The sequence below is a fragment of the Polaromonas sp. 39-63-25 genome (assembly GCF_002278925.1).
Classification (GTDB): Bacteria; Pseudomonadota; Gammaproteobacteria; order Burkholderiales; family Burkholderiaceae_C; genus Polaromonas.
Genome location: NZ_NCJH01000008.1, coordinates 76,260 through 92,699, shown reverse-complemented (window position 1 = coordinate 92,699; position 16,440 = coordinate 76,260). Strand labels below are relative to the sequence as shown.

The 16,440-nt window shown below is 60.9% G+C and carries 17 protein-coding genes and 1 tRNA gene; all 18 read right to left on the bottom strand.

Features of this window, described 5'->3' with window-relative positions:
- Positions 1–6: 6 nt before the first annotated feature.
- On the bottom strand, positions 7–627 hold the full coding sequence (locus tag B7X65_RS12105) for an NUDIX hydrolase (RefSeq protein WP_293594552.1): 621 nt from the start codon (positions 625–627) through the stop codon (positions 7–9).
- A gap of 27 nt (positions 628–654) precedes the next feature.
- Entirely contained in the window at positions 655–954 is a 300-nt protein-coding gene (locus B7X65_RS12100; protein WP_293594551.1) for a DUF2818 family protein, read from the bottom strand.
- Positions 951–2,453 (bottom strand): NADH-quinone oxidoreductase subunit NuoN, encoded by a 1,503-nt coding sequence (gene nuoN, locus B7X65_RS12095; protein WP_293594550.1) that lies wholly within the window; start codon positions 2,451–2,453, stop codon positions 951–953. The genes B7X65_RS12100 and nuoN overlap by 4 nt, the downstream gene beginning before the upstream one ends.
- 22 nt (positions 2,454–2,475) lie before the next feature.
- Complete coding sequence (locus B7X65_RS12090; protein ID WP_293594549.1) at positions 2,476–3,951, bottom strand: NADH-quinone oxidoreductase subunit M; 1,476 nt, start codon at positions 3,949–3,951, stop codon at positions 2,476–2,478.
- A 19-nt stretch (positions 3,952–3,970) separates the two neighbouring features.
- A complete protein-coding gene (gene nuoL, locus B7X65_RS12085; RefSeq protein WP_293594548.1) occupies positions 3,971–6,016 on the bottom strand; it encodes an NADH-quinone oxidoreductase subunit L in 2,046 nt (681 codons plus the stop codon).
- Positions 6,017–6,235: 219 nt separating this feature from the next.
- Positions 6,236–6,544, bottom strand: coding sequence for an NADH-quinone oxidoreductase subunit NuoK (gene nuoK / locus B7X65_RS12080; RefSeq protein ID WP_293594547.1), 309 nt, complete (start codon positions 6,542–6,544; stop codon positions 6,236–6,238).
- A complete protein-coding gene (locus B7X65_RS12075; RefSeq protein WP_293594546.1) occupies positions 6,541–7,206 on the bottom strand; it encodes an NADH-quinone oxidoreductase subunit J in 666 nt (221 codons plus the stop codon). The genes nuoK and B7X65_RS12075 overlap by 4 nt, the downstream gene beginning before the upstream one ends.
- A gap of 41 nt (positions 7,207–7,247) precedes the next feature.
- Positions 7,248–7,757: an NADH-quinone oxidoreductase subunit NuoI gene (nuoI, locus tag B7X65_RS12070; protein WP_293594545.1), complete on the bottom strand. Its 510-nt coding sequence runs from the start codon at positions 7,755–7,757 to the stop codon at positions 7,248–7,250.
- Between the two features lie 13 nt (positions 7,758–7,770).
- Complete coding sequence (gene nuoH, locus B7X65_RS12065; RefSeq protein ID WP_293594544.1) at positions 7,771–8,850, bottom strand: NADH-quinone oxidoreductase subunit NuoH; 1,080 nt, start codon at positions 8,848–8,850, stop codon at positions 7,771–7,773.
- Positions 8,847–10,988, bottom strand: coding sequence for an NADH-quinone oxidoreductase subunit NuoG (gene nuoG, locus B7X65_RS12060; protein WP_293594543.1), 2,142 nt, complete (start codon positions 10,986–10,988; stop codon positions 8,847–8,849). The genes nuoH and nuoG overlap by 4 nt, the downstream gene beginning before the upstream one ends.
- A 25-nt stretch (positions 10,989–11,013) precedes the next feature.
- Positions 11,014–12,366 (bottom strand): NADH-quinone oxidoreductase subunit NuoF, encoded by a 1,353-nt coding sequence (gene nuoF, locus B7X65_RS12055; RefSeq protein WP_293594542.1) that lies wholly within the window; start codon positions 12,364–12,366, stop codon positions 11,014–11,016.
- A gap of 2 nt (positions 12,367–12,368) precedes the next feature.
- Entirely contained in the window at positions 12,369–12,857 is a 489-nt protein-coding gene (gene nuoE / locus B7X65_RS12050; protein ID WP_293594541.1) for an NADH-quinone oxidoreductase subunit NuoE, read from the bottom strand.
- On the bottom strand, positions 12,854–14,107 hold the full coding sequence (locus tag B7X65_RS12045) for an NADH-quinone oxidoreductase subunit D (protein WP_293594540.1): 1,254 nt from the start codon (positions 14,105–14,107) through the stop codon (positions 12,854–12,856). Before B7X65_RS12045 ends, nuoE begins: the two co-directional genes overlap by 4 nt.
- A 100-nt stretch (positions 14,108–14,207) precedes the next feature.
- Positions 14,208–14,819 carry an NADH-quinone oxidoreductase subunit C gene (locus B7X65_RS12040; RefSeq protein WP_293594539.1) on the bottom strand — a complete coding sequence of 204 codons (612 nt, stop codon included), beginning with the start codon at positions 14,817–14,819 and terminating at the stop codon, positions 14,208–14,210.
- Positions 14,819–15,301 carry an NADH-quinone oxidoreductase subunit B family protein gene (locus B7X65_RS12035; RefSeq protein WP_077593284.1) on the bottom strand — a complete coding sequence of 161 codons (483 nt, stop codon included), beginning with the start codon at positions 15,299–15,301 and terminating at the stop codon, positions 14,819–14,821. Before B7X65_RS12035 ends, B7X65_RS12040 begins: the two co-directional genes overlap by 1 nt.
- Before the next feature lie 49 nt (positions 15,302–15,350).
- Complete coding sequence (locus B7X65_RS12030) at positions 15,351–15,710, bottom strand: NADH-quinone oxidoreductase subunit A (RefSeq protein ID WP_293594538.1); 360 nt, start codon at positions 15,708–15,710, stop codon at positions 15,351–15,353.
- A gap of 96 nt (positions 15,711–15,806) precedes the next feature.
- A tRNA-Leu gene (locus B7X65_RS12025) sits at positions 15,807–15,891 on the bottom strand.
- Between the two features lie 114 nt (positions 15,892–16,005).
- Positions 16,006–16,416, bottom strand: coding sequence for a preprotein translocase subunit SecG (gene secG, locus B7X65_RS12020; RefSeq protein ID WP_293594537.1), 411 nt, complete (start codon positions 16,414–16,416; stop codon positions 16,006–16,008).
- Positions 16,417–16,440 lie beyond the last annotated feature (24 nt).

Here is a 16,440-nt window from a genome sequence, read left to right as displayed (position 1 = left end):
TGATTATCAGCCCGCGGTGCGGGAAGTGCCGGTCTGCCAGTCCAGCGTCCATGCGCCCGACAGGACGTTCTGCAGCCACAGCGCGCCCGTCAGTGTCTTGCCGTCGGTGACACGTCCATCGCGGCACCACTGCAGCAGTTCGGCCGGCGTGGCCGTGAACACGTCGAGAAATTCGCCCGCGTCGAGCTTGCGCCCTCCGGGGGTCAGGTCCCTGGCAAACCAGATGTCGATGAATTCGGTCGAGTAGGAAATCACCGGGTGCATGACACCGGCGCGGGCCCAGGAAGCCGCGCTGTAACCGGTTTCCTCGAGCAACTCGCGCTGGGCACAGGCCAGCGGCTCCTCACCGGCATCAAGCTTGCCGGCGGGAAACTCCAGCATCACGGCCTGCACCGGATAGCGGTATTGCCGCTCCAGCACCAGGCGGCCGTCGCCGAGCTGGGCAATGATCATGACCGCACCCGGATGGCGCACATACTCACGCGAGGCTTCCCGTCCGTCCGGCAGGCGGACCGTGTCGCGGAAAGCGTGGAGGAAATGGCCGTGCAACAGCTCCTGGCTGCCGACCTTGTGCTCGATCAGATGGCTGTCGGCCGTACCAAGGGGCGCTGCGGGATGCTCAGGCATGTCGGAAGACCGGGCGGGCGCCGCCGCTCAACGATGTTTAAACAGGTAACGAAACACAAAGCCCGGAAAGGCGAAGGTGATGAACAGCGTGGCCGTGATCGCGTAGAACTCCCAGCCCTGCGGCGCGATCTGGCCGGCGCGCTGCTCCAGCAGCAGCGCGATACCGCCTGCCACGAAATACCAGAACACCATCTCGGCAAGACGCACCGCCAGATTTTTGGGGTTCTGCAACCGGTAAACCAGCAGTACGCGGTTGCTGATGAAAGGCAGGTTGGCCGCCAGCAGGGCCAGCGCCACCACCAACCATATCGAGACAGTCTGGTTCATGCGCCGAGGGACTTCACGACGCTGGCAATCGCCTGCTGGCATAGCGTCATCAGGCCGCCGGGCATGACACCCAGCAGCAGCAGCAGCGCGCCGTTGATGGACAGCACCACGCGGGCATCGGCCGGGGCCACGATGGCCGTGGGCATGCCGACGTTGGGGGCATCAAAATACATCACCTTGACGACCCGCAGGTAATAGAAAGCACCGATCAGCGACATCAACACCGCAAAAACCGCCAGCACGATGTAGCTGGTCTGTTGCGAGGACACCAGGGCCTGCAGCACGCCGAGCTTGGCGTAGAAACCAACCACAGGCGGCACACCAGCCAGCGAGAACATGCTGATGGCCATGACGCCGGCAAACAGCGGGCTACGCTGATTCAGGCCGGCCAGGTCGGTGATTTCCTCGGACTCGTGGCCGGCACGTGCCAGCAGCAGGATGATGCCGAACACCGCGAGTGTGGTCAGCACATAGGTGATGGCGTAAAACATGGCCGCGCCATAGGCGTACTCGGCATTGAGGGGCCTGCCGGGAACCACAGCAGCCAGCAGCGCCAGCAGCAGGAAGCCCATTTGCGAAATGGTGGAGAACGCCAGCATGCGCTTCAGATTGGTCTGCGCCACCGCCGCCAGATTGCCCACCAGCAGCGAACCGATGGCCATCAGCGCCAGCATCTGCTGCCAGTCGATAGCCAGCGGCAGCAGGCCCTGCACCAGCAAGCGGATGCAGATGGCAAAGGCGGCAAACTGCGGCGCCGCACCGATCAGCAGCGTGATGGCCGTGGGCGCACCCTGGTAAACGTCGGGCAGCCACATGTGAAACGGCACGGCGCCCAGCTTGAAGGCCAGGCCGGCCACAATGAACACCAGACCGAACACCAGCACCTGGTGGTTCACCTGGCGGCTGGCAATGGCCCTGTACACCTCGTTGATGTCCAGAGAGCCGGTGGCGCCGTACATCATGGACAGGCCGTAAAGCAGGAAGCCCGAGGCCATGGCACTGAGCACAAAGTATTTCATCGCGGCTTCGGTAGCCGTTGCGTTGTCACGGCGCAGCGCCACCAGGGCGTAGCTGGACAGCGTCATCAGCTCCAGGCCCATGTAGAGCACCAGGAAGTTGTTGCCGGAGATCATCACGAAGATGCCGAGCAGCGCGAACAGGCCCAGCGTGAACAGCTCGCCGCCGCGCAGCATGTCGCGGTCTGCCGCATACCCACGGCCATACACCAGGGTGACCATCATCGCGATCGAGGCGAAACACTTGAGCCAGTTGCCCATGGGGTCGCTCACGACCATGTTGCCGAAGCCGTAGAACGTGTTGCCCTTGACGGCGTACACAGCCTCCAGTGCCGCCACGGCAGCCAGCGTCAGCAGGGTCAGCACGTAGGTCAGGGTGCGCTGCGGGCTTTTCACGCCGAGGTCGACCAGGGCGATCACGCAGGCCATGACCAGAAGCACGATTTCCGGGTAGACCGATAGCCAACTGAGTTTGTCAATCATCTGAATTCTTTGAAATGGTTGCTTATTGCAGTTTGGAAGCCGCGACGTGTTTGAGCAGGTCGATGACCGAGCTGTCCATCACATCGGTGAAAGGCTTGGGATAGATACCCATGAACAACACGGCAATGGCCAGCAGGGCCAGCATCAGGAATTCACGGCTGTTGATGTCGGCCAGGCCCTTGACATCGTCGTTGGCGACCGGTCCGAGGTAAACACGCTTGAACATCCACAGGGTATAGGCTGCGCCGAAAATCAGTGCCGACGCGGCCGCCGCGCCAATCCAGAAGTTGAATTTGACTGCGCCCAGGATGACCATCCACTCGCCGACAAATCCGGCGGTGGCGGGCAGGCCGCAGTTGGCCATGGCAAACAGCAGCGCAAAGGCCGTGAACTTGGGCATGGTGTTGACCACACCACCGTAACTGGCGATCTCGCGCGAATGCACCCGGTCGTACAACACGCCAATACACAGGAACATGGCGGCGGAAACAAAGCCGTGCGCAATCATCTGCACAATGCCGCCGGACACACCGATGTCGTTGAAGATGAAAAAGCCCAAGGTGACAAAACCCATGTGTGCCACCGACGAATACGCCACCAGCTTCTTCATGTCCCGCTGGACCATGGCCACCAGGCCGACGTAGATCACGGCGATCAACGACAGGGCAATCATGAGTCCAGCCCATTCACGTGCGGCGTCGGGCGCAATCGGCAGCGAAAACCGCAGGAAACCGTAGGCGCCGAGCTTGAGCATGATGGCCGCCAGCACGGCCGAGCCGCCGGTGGGCGCCTCCACGTGCACGTCGGGCAGCCAGGTGTGGACCGGCCACATCGGCACCTTCACGGCAAACGCCGCCAGGAAGGCAAAGAACAGCAGCGTCTGCGCGGTGGCACCCAGTGGCAACTTGTACCAGACGGCGAGGTCAAAACTGCCGCCCGACTTGACGTACAGGAAGATCAGCGCGATCAGCATCAGCAAGGAGCCGAGCAGCGTGTACAGGAAGAACTTGAAGGCCGCGTAGATCTTCCTCGGCCCGCCCCAGACGCCGATGATCAGGTACATCGGGATCAGCGTGGCTTCGAAGAACACATAAAACAGCATGCCGTCGAGCGCCGCGAACACGCCTATCATCAGGCCGCTGAGGATCAGGAAGGCGGCCATGTACTGGTTGACGCGGCTGGTGATTGACTCCCAGCTCGCGATGATGACCACCACGTTGATGAAGGCCGTCAACAGTACAAACCACAGCGAGATGCCATCCACGCCGAGGTGGTAATTGACATTGAAACGCGCTATCCACGAGGCCTTCTCTACAAACTGCAGGGCCGAGGTGCCGATTTCAAAACCGCCGTAAAGGGGAAGGGTCACAAGGAAGCTGACGATGGCACCGATCAGCGCGATCCAGCGCACGCTGCGCGCCTGATCGTCACGTCCGAGGGCCAGCAGGATGACGCCGAAAAAGATCGGCGTCCAGATGGCAAGGCTCAACAATCCCATTTTTGTTATTCCTGTTGGCTCATTTATTGAGCAGTTCTTTGATCATCGGCCAGGTCGAGAAATAGCTGACCAGGATGAAGATGCCGACGATCATGGCCAGCGCATAGTGGTAGATGTAGCCAGTCTGCGCCTTGCGCACGACGCCCGCCACCCAGCCGACCAGCTTCCAGGAGCCGTTGACCAGCGCGCCGTCGATCAGCTTCTCGTCGCCGCCCTTCCACAGGCCGACGCCCAGGCCGCGCGCACCGCGTGCGAGAACGTTCTCATTGAACCAGTCCATGTAGTACTTGTTCTCGAGCAGCGTGTACAGGGGCTCGACGCGGCGCTTGATGGCCGCCGGCAGGGCCGGGTTGATCATGTACATGTAATAAGCCGAAGCCACGCCGGCAAGTGCCAGCCAGAACGGAGCCGTCATGAGGCCATGCAGGGCCATCTGCGCCGGGCCGTGGAACATTTTCGCCAGTTCGGCCATGGCCGGGTGTTTGGCCACGTTGACGATGATGGCGTCTTTCAGGAAGTCGCCGAACAGCATGGCGTCAATGCTCATGAAGCCGATCACCACCGAGGGAATGGCCAGCAGGACCAGCGGCGCGGTGACCACCCAGGGCGACTCGTGCGGCACATGGGCGGCATGGTGCGCATCATGGCCATGGTGGTCGTCGTGGTGTGCATCGGGGTTCTGGTCAAAACGCTCCTTGCCGTGGAACACCAGGAAATACATGCGGAAGGAATAAAAGGCCGTCACGAACACACCGGCGAGCACCGCGAAGTATGCAAAGCCGGCGCCCGGCAGGTTGCTGAAATGCACCGCTTCGATGATGCTGTCCTTCGAATAGAAACCGGCAAACAGCGGCGTGCCGATCAGCGCCAGCGAGCCGAGCAGTGCGGTGATCCAGGTGATGGGCATGTACTTGCGCAGCCCGCCCATCCAGCGAATGTCCTGGTTGTGGTGCACACCCATGATGACGGAACCCGCCGCCAGGAACAGCAGGGCCTTGAAGAAGGCATGAGTCATCAGGTGGAAGACAGCGACCGAGTAGGCCGAGGCGCCCAGCGCCACTGTCATGTAGCCGAGCTGCGACAGGGTGGAATAAGCCACGACGCGTTTGATGTCGTTCTGGATGATGCCCAGGAAACCCATGAACAGGGCCGTGATGGCGCCTATCACCATGATGAAGCTGAGCGCTGTATCGCTCAGTTCGAACAGCGGCGACATGCGGGCCACCATGAAAATGCCGGCCGTGACCATGGTGGCGGCGTGGATGAGCGCAGAAATGGGTGTCGGGCCTTCCATGGAGTCTGGCAACCAGACATGCAGCGGAAACTGGGCCGACTTGCCCATGGCGCCGATGAACAGGCAGATGCAGATCACGGTGATCAGCATCCAGTCGGTGCCAGGGAATCCGAGCTTGGCGATGTCGCCCGACTTGGCGAACACTTCGGTGTAATTGAGCGTGCCGGCATAGGCCGCCAGCAGGCCGATGCCGAGGATGAAACCGAAATCGCCGACCCGGTTGACCAGGAAAGCCTTCATGTTGGCGAAGATGGCGGTCGGCTTGTTGAACCAGAAGCCGATCAGGAGGTAGGACACCAGGCCCACGGCCTCCCAGCCGAAGAACAGCTGCAGCATGTTGTTGCTCATCACCAGCATCAGCATGGAGAAGGTGAACAGCGAGATGTAGGCGAAAAAGCGGTTGTAGCCTTCGTCTTCTTCCATGTAGCCGATGGTGTAGATGTGCACCATCAGTGAGACAAAGGTCACGACACACATCATCATGGCGGTCAGGCCGTCCACGAGGAAACCGATTTCCATCTTCAGGCCGCCAACGACCATCCAGGTGTAAAGCGTTTCATTGAAACGCGCACCGTCGATCGCGACACTCCTGAGTGTCATGGCCGAGATGATGAAGGCCACCAGCACACCGACGATGGTCAGCGTGTGCGACAGGCGGCGGCCTATCCAGTTGCCACCGAACGTGGTGCCAAAAATGCCGGCCAGCAAGGCGCCCGCAAGGGGCGCCAGGGGAACAGCAAGCAGGGTTGAAGCGTTGAGGGTGGATGCCATATCAGATTTTTTCCGCCAAGCCAGTTGCGCAGGCAAACAAGGGAGCCATGCCAAGGCCGCCACGGAACCGGCTTTGCCGGTCCGTCAGCGGCGCCCCTTTGAGGGGCTGAGAGCCGCGGCTCCAAACCTGCCTGCGCAAGCTTGGACGGCCACGAAGAGCCGCTGCCTCTGGCAGCGGTGCGGGGCAAGCAAAGGCCGCTTCGGGGGGGAGCGTCATCTTCATCCCTTGAGCGTGTTGAGTTCGTCCACATTGATGCTGGACTTGTTGCGGAACAGCAGTACCAGAATAGCCAGGCCGATAGCCGATTCGGCAGCCGCGACAGTCAGGATGAAAAACACGAAAACCTGACCATGCATGTCGCCCAGGTAATACGAAAAGGCAACGAAGTTCGTATTGACGGCCAGCAGCATCAACTCGATAGCCATCAACAACACGATCAGGTTCTTGCGGTTCAGGAAGATGCCAATCACGGACAGGGCAAACAGTATGGCCCCCAGCGAGAGAAAGTGTCCCAGCGTCAATGTCATGCGTTCTTCTCCTCGGTGGGGGTCTGTGCGGCCGCCACCTCGGGTGCGGCCTGCGTGGCCGACACTTTCACGAGCGTGACACGGTCCCGGGCCTTCACACGGATCTGGAGGGCCGGATTGATGTGCTTGCTGTCCTTGCGCTGCCGCAAGGTCAGCGCAATGGCGGCAATCATCGCCACCAGCAAAATAGTCGCGGCAATTTGAAGAGGGTACAGATACTCGGTGTAAAGCAGTTTGCCCAACGCCTTGGTGTTGGAAAACTGGATCGCCTGGACAGCTGTATTGGCCATCGATGCGCTCTTGGGCTCCTCAGTCAGCCGGAAGCCCCCCATCAGCACAGCGGCCATTTCAAGCGCGATCAGCACACCCACCATGGCGGCCATCGGAAAATGCTTCCAGAACCCCTTGCGCACGGCGTCCATGTTGATGTCAAGCATCATCACCACAAAGAGGAAAAGCACCATCACGGCCCCCAGATACACGAGCACCAGGGTAATGGCGAGAAATTCGGCCTTGAGAAGCAGCCACACCGCTGCAGCCTGCGAGAAGGCGAGCATCAGGTACAGCACGGCATGCACGGGGTTGCGCGCAGTGATCACCCGGAACGCCGCAAACAGCAGCACCAGGGCGAAGAGATAAAAGAGACCGGTTTTAACGTCCATGTTCTGCGAATCTTTCTTGAGCCAACGACTTTGCGGCGGTTTCAGCGGTACTTGGCATCCGCAGCGCGGTTGGCGGCGATTTCTTTTTCGTAACGGTCACCGACAGCCAGCAGCATGTCCTTGGTGAAGTAGAGGTCGCCCCGCTTCTCACCGTGGTACTCGAGAATGTGCGTTTCGACAATGGAGTCCACCGGACAGCTTTCCTCGCAGAAGCCGCAGAAAATGCATTTGGTCAGGTCGATGTCGTAACGCGAGGTGCGGCGGCTGCCGTCTTCGCGAACATCCGATTCGATCGTGATCGCCATCGCAGGGCACACGGCCTCGCAGAGCTTGCAGGCAATGCAACGTTCCTCGCCGTTGTCATAACGGCGCAAGGCGTGCAGGCCGCGAAAGCGTGGCGAAAGTGGCGTTTTTTCTTCGGGGAACTGCACGGTGATCTTGCGCCGGAAGGCATAGCGACCGGTCAGGGCCATGCCCTTGAGCAGCTCCACGAGCATGAAGCTTCTTAAAAAATCCCTGAACGAAAACGTTGAAGCGGTTGCGCTGGCCATGATGATTTTCCGCTTAGTTCCAGATATTCCAGGGCGTCTGCATCCACACACCCACGACGACCAGCCACACCAGGGTGACCGGGATAAAAATCTTCCAGCCCAGCCGCATGATCTGGTCATACCGGAAGCGCGGGAAAGTGGCGCGGATCCAGATGAACATGGACACAACCAGGAAAGTCTTCAGACCCAGCCAGATCCAGCCGGGAATCCAGTTGAACAAGGCGCTGTCCACCGGCGACAACCAGCCGCCGAGGAACATCAACGCCGCCAGGATCGCCACCAGCCACATGCTGGCGTACTCGGCCAGGAAGAAGATGGCAAAGCCCATACCCGAGTACTCGACCATGTGACCGGCCACAATCTCAGCCTCGCCTTCCACCACATCAAACGGGTGGCGATTGGTTTCGGCCACGCCGGAAATCAGATAGACCATGAAGATGGGCAGCAGCGGCAGCCAGTTCCAGGACAGGAAAGTCAACCCCTTGTCGGCTGCCATGCCTCTGGCCTGACCCACGACGATGTCCGTCAGGTTCATGCTGCCCGATACCATCAGCACTACCACCAGGCAAAAACCCATGGCGATCTCATAACTGACCATCTGGGCCGAAGCGCGCAACGCCCCCAGGAAAGCGTATTTCGAGTTGGAGGCCCAACCGGCAATGATCACGCCATACACCTCGATCGAAGTGATCGCCATGACGAGCAACAGCCCGGCGTTCACGTTGGCAAGCGCCACATCGGGGCCAAACGGAATCACGACCCAGGCCGCCAGCGCGGGCATGATGGCCATGATCGGCCCGAGTACGAACAGGCCCTTGCTGGCAGCCGTCGGGCTGATGATTTCCTTGGTCAGCAGCTTCACGGCATCGGCGATGGGCTGCAACAGACCAAACGGACCCACGCGATTCGGGCCAAGCCGCACCTGCATGAAACCCAGCAACTTGCGCTCCCACAGGGTCAGGTAAGCCACCGCGCCCATCAGGGGCAGCAAGACGCAGACGATCTTGATCAGGATCCACAGGACAGGCCAGACCGTGCCCGGCCAGATGCCTCCCATCAAGCCTTGGCCGAAGTTGAAAATGCCGTCAATCATGCTGCTGCTCCCTCACCTGCCAGCGCCTGCCGCGCATCGGCGGTCAGTTGCAGCGATGTCGCACGCCGGACCATGCCGTCGAGCTGGTAAATGCTGGCGACCACCGGGGATGGGCCCGCGGCCGACAGGTCAATGCCGGCCTGGGTGCTGTTGCCCAGGTACTCTGCGGGCACCTGCGCTGCCGCGGCAGCGGGCACCTGCTTGAGCACATCCTGTGCGGATTCGAAATCAAAGCCCGGCAACTCGAGCAGGTTGGCCAGCACACGCAGGACCTTCCAGGCCGGCCGCGTTTCGCCGAGCGGCTTGGTCACCGCATGAAACCCCTGCACCCGGCCTTCGGCGTTGACAAAAGTACCCGGAGTTTCCGAGAACGGTGCAATCGGCAGCAGGACGTCGCTGAACGCCATGTTGGCCTTGAACGGGCTCAGGGTGACCACCATTTGCGCTGCAATGAGTGAAGTCCCGGCTGACGCACCTGCCGCAGAATCGAACTCGGGTTCGTTGTTGAGCAGCAGCACCGCCTTCAGGCCGCCTGTCAGCATCTGCCCGGCGTTCAGACCCCGAGCGGACGGCATGACACCCGCCAGCTGTGCGCCCACGGTGTTGGCCGCTTCTGTCAGGTAACCCACACTGGCTCCGGTTTGGGTGCCGATCCAGTTGGCCAGGGCCAGCAGGCTCTCCGCATGCGCATGGTGTGCAGCGGCGTTACCCAGCAGGATGGCCTTGCGCTCGCCACCCTGCAGGGATTTGGCGATGGCCCTGGCGGCATCCGTGACCTGGCCGGCAGCCGGCGCCGGTACGTTCTTGTCTGCGGCAATCGCAGCGGCCACGTCGGCCAGCGCCTGCGCCCAGGCACCCGGCTCGGCCAGCACGTTATGAGCCACGGGCATGGCCCAGGCGTCGGCAGACGCCAGTTCTGCTACGGAAGTAATAGCACTCAGCGCACAGCCCTTGCGGACAGACTGCCGAATTCGTTGTGCAAACAGCGGGTGGTCCTTGCGCAGATTGGAGCCGATGACCAGTGCGCGCTGCAACTGCGACAACGATGCAACCGAGGTGCCCAGCCAGCGCACGGATGGCGCGGGCGCAAATTCTGCGTTGCGCAGACGGTAATCAATATTGTCACTGCCCAGGCCGCGCATCAGCGATGCGGCGAGGTACAGCTCTTCCAATGTGCTGTGCGGACTGGCAAGCAGGCCCATGCTTTGGGCGCCATGGTCAGCCTTGATCTGCTTCAGGCCGTTGGCAACATATTCGAGCGCCGTCTGCCAGTCCACAGCTTTCCACTGCCCGCCCTGCTTGAGCATGGGGGTGGTCAGGCGCTCGTCGCTGTTCAGCGCTTCATAAGAGAAGCGGTCGCGGTCGGCAATCCAGCATTCGTTCACGTCTTCGTTTTCGAGCGGCACGACGCGCATGACCTTGTTGGACTTGACCTGGACAATCAGGTTGGCACCGGTCGAGTCGTGCGGGCTGACCGACTTGCGGCGCGAGAGCTCCCAGGTGCGGGCGCTGTAGCGGAAAGGCTTGCTGGTCAGCGCGCCGACCGGGCAGATGTCGATCATGTTGCCTGACAGCTCGGAGTCCACCGACATGCCGACAAAAGTCTCGATCTCGGCATGTTCGCCGCGGTTGGACATGCCGAGCTCCATCACACCGGCAACTTCCTGGCCGAAACGCACGCAGCGCGTACAGTGAATGCAGCGGCTCATCTCCTCCATGGAGATCAGCGGGCCCACGTTCTTGTGGAACACCACGCGCTTTTCTTCTTCGTAGCGCGAACCGCTGCCGCCGTAGCCAACCGCCAGGTCCTGCAGCTGGCACTCGCCGCCCTGGTCGCAGATCGGGCAGTCCAGCGGGTGGTTGATCAGCAGGAACTCCATCACGCCCTTCTGGGCCTTGATGGCTTTGTCACTCTTGGTGTGCACGATCATGCCCTGCGTCACGGGCGTCGCGCAGGCCGGCATCGGCTTGGGCGCCTTCTCCACGTCCACCAGGCACATGCGGCAGTTGGCCGCGATGCTGAGCTTCTTGTGATAGCAGAAGTGCGGAATGTAGGTGCCGGCTTTTTCGGCGGCATGCATCACCGTGCTGCCTTCGGGCACTTCCACTTTCTGACCGTCGAGTTGGATTTCAACCATGTGAATCTGCTTTATTGGAGCGCTGTTATGCGTAAACCGGGACCAGACAGGTCTTGTGGGTGATGTGGTGCTCGAATTCGGCGCGGAAGTGCTTGATCATGGCGCGCACCGGCATGGCCGCTGCGTCGCCAAGCGCGCAGATGGTGCGGCCCTGGATGTTGTCGGAGATCGAGTTGAGCAAGTCCAGGTCGCTCTCACGGCCATGGCCGTGTTCAATGCGGTCCACCATGCGCCAGAGCCAGCCCGTGCCCTCACGGCAGGGTGTGCACTGGCCGCAGCTCTCGTGCATGTAGAAGTAGGACAGGCGCAGCAGACTCTTGACCATGCAACGGGTCTCGTCCATCACGATCACCGCGCCGGAGCCCAGCATGGAGCCGGCCTTGGCGATCGAGTCGTAGTCCATGTCGGTGGCCATCATGATGTCGGCCGGCAGCACCGGCATGGACGAACCGCCGGGAATCACGGCCTTGAGCTTGCGCCCGCCGCGCATGCCACCCGCGAGCTCGAGCAGTTTGGCAAAAGGCGTGCCCATCGGGATTTCATAGTTGCCCGGACGCTCGACGTCGCCGCTGATGGTAAAGATCTTGGTGCCGCCGTTGTTGGGCTTGCCGCAGTCCAGGTAGGCCTGGCCGCCATTGCGGATGATCCACGGCACGGCCGCGAAGGTTTCCGTGTTGTTGATCGTTGTCGGCTTGCCGTACAGGCCAAAACTCGCGGGAAACGGCGGCTTGAAACGCGGCTGGCCTTTTTTGCCTTCCAGCGATTCGAGCAAAGCGGTTTCCTCGCCGCAGATGTAGGCGCCGAAACCGTGGGCCGCATGCAGCTGGAAGCTGTAGCTGCTGCCCAGGATGTTGTCGCCCAGCAAGCCGGCGGCGCGCGCTTCTTCCAGCGCCTCTTCAAACCGCTTGTAAGTGGTGAAAATTTCGCCGTGGATGTAGTTGTAACCGACGCTGATGCCCATCGCGTAGGCGGCAATCGCCATGCCTTCGATGACGATGTGCGGGTTGTACTGCATGATGTCGCGGTCTTTGGCCGTGCCCGGCTCGCCTTCATCCGAGTTGCAGACCAGGTATTTCTGGCCCGGAAACTGGCGCGGCATGAAACTCCACTTCAGGCCGGTCGGGAAACCCGCGCCGCCACGTCCGCGCAAGCCGCTGCCCTTGACCTCGGCGATCACCTGGTCTTGTGTCAGGCCTTCGCCGCCGTCCTTGCCCAGGATCTTGCGCAGGGCCTGGTAACCGCCGCGCGCTTCGTAGTCTTTCAGGCGCCAGTTGGCGCCATCGAGGCCCGCCATGATCTGCGGGTCGATATGGCGGCCGTGGAAGGAGGTCTGGACGCCGGTGGCTTCAAACTGGGAGAGGATGCTGGAAGCAGACATGGTTATTTAGCCTCGCCCGATTTCAGGCCATCGATCAGCTGGTCGAGTTTGTCGTTGCTCATGAAGCTGCACATGTGCAGGTCGTTGACCAGCATGACCGGCGAGTCGGCGCAGGCGCCCAGGCACTCGGACTGCTGCAGGGTGAACAGGCCGTCTTCCGTCGTGCCGCCCATGGTCACGCCCAGCTTGTGCTCGAGGTAGGCCAGCGCCCTGGTGCCATCGCGCAGCTGGCACGGCAGGTTGGTGCAGACATTGATCTTGTACTTGCCCACCGGCTGCTGGTTGTACATGTTGTAGAAGGTCGTGACCTCATGCACGGCAATCGGTGCCATGCCGAGGTACTCTGCCACGAGTTTTTCGCTCTCGGCGCTGACGTAGCCCTGCTCTTCCTGGACGATCGCCAGGCAGGCCATGACGGCCGACTGCTTCTGGTCCGCGGGATATTTTGCGACTTCTTTCGCGAAGCGCGCTTTGGTAACTTCAGAGATCATCGATCAATCTCTCCAAAAACAATGTCCATGGTTCCGATGATCGCCACGGCATCGGCCAGCATGTGGCCACGCGCCATTTCGTCCAGCGCAGCAAGGTGCGCAAAACCCGGCGGGCGGATCTTCAGGCGATAAGGCTTGTTGGCGCCGTCGCTCACGATATAAATGCCGAACTCGCCCTTCGGGTGTTCGACCGCGGCATAGGCTTCACCTTCGGGTACATGGAGGCCTTCCGTGAAGAGCTTGAAATGATGGATCAGCTCCTCCATGTTGGACTTCATGGACTCGCGCCCGGGAGCAGCCACCTTGTGGTTGCTGGTGATCACGGGCCCCGGATTGGCGCGCAGCCAGGCCACGCACTGCTCGATGATGCGGTTGGACTGGCGCATCTCCTCGACCCGCACCAGATAGCGGTCGTAGCAGTCGCCGGTCTTGCCCACGGGAATGTCGAAATCCATGCGGTCGTAAACCTCGTAGGGCTGCTGCTTGCGCAGGTCCCACGCCATGCCGGAGCCGCGCAACATCGGACCGGTCATGCCCATGGCGAGTGCGCGTTCCGGCGAAACCACACCGACACCCACCGTGCGCTGCTTCCAGATGCGGTTGTCCGTCAGCAACGTTTCATACTCGTCCACATAAGCCGGGAAACGGCGGGTGAAGTCCCCGATGAAATCGAGCAGTGAACCCTGGCGGTTCTCGTTCATCGCCTCTATGGCCTTGGCATTCCGGATCTTGCTGACCTTGTACTGCGGCATGGTGTCCGGCAGGTCGCGGTAAACGCCGCCGGGACGGAAATATGCCGCGTGCATGCGCGCACCGGACACCGCCTCGTAAATATCAAACAGGTCTTCACGCTCGCGAAAGGTGTAGATCAGGATGGTCGAGCTGCCACAGTCATTGCCGTGCGAGCCCAGCCACATCAGGTGATTCAGCAGGCGCGTGATTTCCGAGAACATGACACGGATGTACTGCGCGCGGATGGGCACATCCACACCCAGCAGCTTTTCGATGGCCAGGCAGTAGGCATGCTCGTTGCACATCATGGACACGTAGTCGAGCCGGTCCATGTAGGGCAGCGACTGGATGTAAGTCTTGCTCTCGGCAAGCTTCTCGGTGGCGCGATGCAGCAAGCCGATGTGCGGGTCGGCACGCTGCACCACTTCGCCGTCCAGTTCCAGAACAAGACGCAAGACGCCATGGGCAGCGGGATGCTGCGGCCCGAAGTTGAGCGTGTAGTTTTTGATTTCAGCCATATCGATTCTGCGTTTGACTTGTCATGCCGGACTCATCCGGTATCCATGCGGGCGAACAACGCCACCCTGGATTGCGGGCCAGGCCCGCAAGAACAAATAGCTACTGCACCCCTCCGTAGTTGTCTTCACGGATCACGCGCGGCGTGATTTCGCGGGGTTCAATCGTCACTGGCTGGTAAATCACGCGCTTCTGCTCGGGGTCGTAGCGCATCTCGACATGGCCTGTGGTCGGAAAATCCTTGCGGAAAGGATGGCCGATAAAGCCGTAGTCGGTCAGGATGCGGCGCAGATCGTTGTGCCCCTCGAAAACGATGCCGAACAGGTCAAAGGCCTCGCGCTCGAACCAGTTGGCCGAGTTCCAGACATCGCTGACGGATGCCACCACAGGGAAATCATCGTCGGCGCAGAAGACCTTCAGGCGAACACGCTGGTTCAGACTGACAGAAAGCAAATGGGACACCACGCAAAAGCGGCGACCATCGTAGCGGCCCTCGGCGTACTCGGAATAATCGACACCGCAAAGGTCCATCAGCTGTTCGAATTGGCAGCCGCGGGTGTCGCGCAGGATCAGGGCAGCCGCCTTGTAATCGGACACATCGACAACAACGGTCACCTCACCGAGCGCCACCGTGGTGCGCTTGGCTTTGTCGCCCAAGGCAGCGGCAATGATGCCGGAGAGCTGTTCAGCAGTAGCAGGATGCAAAGGACCCATCAAGCCCTCGCAATGGTGTTGGTGCGGCGGATTTTCTGCTGCAACTGGATAATGCCGTAGATCAGGGCTTCGGCCGTGGGCGGGCAACCCGGCACATACACATCCACCGGCACGATGCGATCACACCCGCGAACGACCGAGTAGCTGTAGTGGTAATACCCACCGCCATTGGCGCAGGAACCCATGGAAATCACCCAGCGCGGCTCGGCCATCTGGTCGTACACCTTGCGCAAGGCCGGACCCATCTTGTTGCACAAGGTGCCGGCCACAATCATGAGGTCACTCTGGCGCGGACTGGCACGAAACACCTCGGCACCGAAACGGCCGATGTCGTAACGCGCAGCGGCCGAATGCATCATCTCGACGGCGCAGCAGGCCAGGCCGAAGGTCATGGGCCAGAGCGACCCGGTCTTGGCCCAGTTGACCACCGAGTCGTAACTGGTGGTCATGAAGCCTTCGTTGAAAACACCTTCTAGTGACATACCCGTCCCTTTGTGGCGGCTGCGCGTGCAGCCGCTGAGTCTTGGTGAGCTATTCCCAGTCCAGGGCGCCTTTTTTCCACTCGTAGGCAAAACCAACGACCAGAATGCCGAGGAAAATCATCATGGACCAGAAACCCACCGGACCGATCTCCTTGAGCGCCACGGCCCACGGAAACAGGAAGGCGATTTCGAGGTCGAAAAGAATGAACAGGATGGCGACGAGGTAATAACGCACATCGAACTTCATGCGGGCATCTTCAAACGCCTCGAAGCCGCACTCATAAGGGGAATTTTTTTCGCTGTCCGGCTTGTTCGGACCAAGCAGACGACCCAGCACCTGGGGCACCACGCCGACAGCCACGCCCACCAGGATAAACAACAGGACGGGGAGGTATTGGTCGAGGTTCATCGTCGATTCAACTTCTGCAAGCCGCTTGTGCTGGGTGCCAGTTTGCTGTTCAAGGCCTTGGGCCCTGCCTGCGCAGTACTGGCCAGTGCCTGTAGGTGGTGCGGACGGCGAGACTCGAACTCGCACAGCTTTCGCCACTACCCCCTCAAGATAGCGTGTCTACCAATTTCACCACGTCCGCGGTTTTTAGCTGTCCGGATTGCATGAGGAACCTTGCGGTTTTGGCTTTCCGGGCAGTCTCAGAGTTTACCCTGAATTTGTGCCGTTCCCTGAGCAGAACGGCACCTTTATGGCGCTATTTCGTCGGGATCTGACCTGCGCCAGAAGCTGCCGGTGCAGGCGGTACGGCAACCGCACCCGCTGCAGGTGCGGGGCTTGCCGTGCCGGGGATCTGGCCGGCACCGGGAGCAACCGGCGCTGGCGCGGTGATGGCTGCGCCTTCCAGCACGCTGGTGCCGGTCTGTGGACGCGCGTTACCGAAATAAGCCAGGGCCAGTGTGCAGACAAAAAACACGCCGGCCAAAACCGCTGTCGTGCGCGACAGGAAGTTGGCACTGCCGCTGGCGCCAAACAGGCTGCCGGAGCCGCCGCTGCCAAAAGCCGCCCCCATGTCGGCACCCTTGCCATGCTGCACGAGGATCAGGCCGATCATGCCCAGCGCGGTGATCATCTGGACCGCCAGAACAATGGTTAACAAAACGTTCATGTTTACTCCTAATTGAATAGCGTG

Bases quoted from the DNA above. Each gene is read 5' to 3' on its own strand.
- B7X65_RS12105 (WP_293594552.1), bottom strand. From the start codon at position 627: ATGCCTGAGCATCCCGCAGCGCCCCTTGGTACGGCCGACAGCCATCTG.
- B7X65_RS12100 (WP_293594551.1), bottom strand. From the start codon at position 954: ATGAACCAGACTGTCTCGATATGGTTGGTGGTGGCGCTGGCCCTGCTG.
- nuoN (WP_293594550.1), bottom strand. From the start codon at position 2,453: ATGATTGACAAACTCAGTTGGCTATCGGTCTACCCGGAAATCGTGCTT.
- B7X65_RS12090 (WP_293594549.1), bottom strand. From the start codon at position 3,951: ATGGGATTGTTGAGCCTTGCCATCTGGACGCCGATCTTTTTCGGCGTC.
- nuoL (WP_293594548.1), bottom strand. From the start codon at position 6,016: ATGGCATCCACCCTCAACGCTTCAACCCTGCTTGCTGTTCCCCTGGCG.
- nuoK (WP_293594547.1), bottom strand. From the start codon at position 6,544: ATGACATTGACGCTGGGACACTTTCTCTCGCTGGGGGCCATACTGTTT.
- B7X65_RS12075 (WP_293594546.1), bottom strand. From the start codon at position 7,206: ATGGACGTTAAAACCGGTCTCTTTTATCTCTTCGCCCTGGTGCTGCTG.
- nuoI (WP_293594545.1), bottom strand. From the start codon at position 7,757: ATGGCCAGCGCAACCGCTTCAACGTTTTCGTTCAGGGATTTTTTAAGA.
- nuoH (WP_293594544.1), bottom strand. From the start codon at position 8,850: ATGATTGACGGCATTTTCAACTTCGGCCAAGGCTTGATGGGAGGCATC.
- nuoG (WP_293594543.1), bottom strand. From the start codon at position 10,988: ATGGTTGAAATCCAACTCGACGGTCAGAAAGTGGAAGTGCCCGAAGGC.
- nuoF (WP_293594542.1), bottom strand. From the start codon at position 12,366: ATGTCTGCTTCCAGCATCCTCTCCCAGTTTGAAGCCACCGGCGTCCAG.
- nuoE (WP_293594541.1), bottom strand. From the start codon at position 12,857: ATGATCTCTGAAGTTACCAAAGCGCGCTTCGCGAAAGAAGTCGCAAAA.
- B7X65_RS12045 (WP_293594540.1), bottom strand. From the start codon at position 14,107: ATGGCTGAAATCAAAAACTACACGCTCAACTTCGGGCCGCAGCATCCC.
- B7X65_RS12040 (WP_293594539.1), bottom strand. From the start codon at position 14,819: ATGGGTCCTTTGCATCCTGCTACTGCTGAACAGCTCTCCGGCATCATT.
- B7X65_RS12035 (WP_077593284.1), bottom strand. From the start codon at position 15,301: ATGTCACTAGAAGGTGTTTTCAACGAAGGCTTCATGACCACCAGTTAC.
- B7X65_RS12030 (WP_293594538.1), bottom strand. From the start codon at position 15,710: ATGAACCTCGACCAATACCTCCCCGTCCTGTTGTTTATCCTGGTGGGC.
- secG (WP_293594537.1), bottom strand. From the start codon at position 16,416: ATGAACGTTTTGTTAACCATTGTTCTGGCGGTCCAGATGATCACCGCG.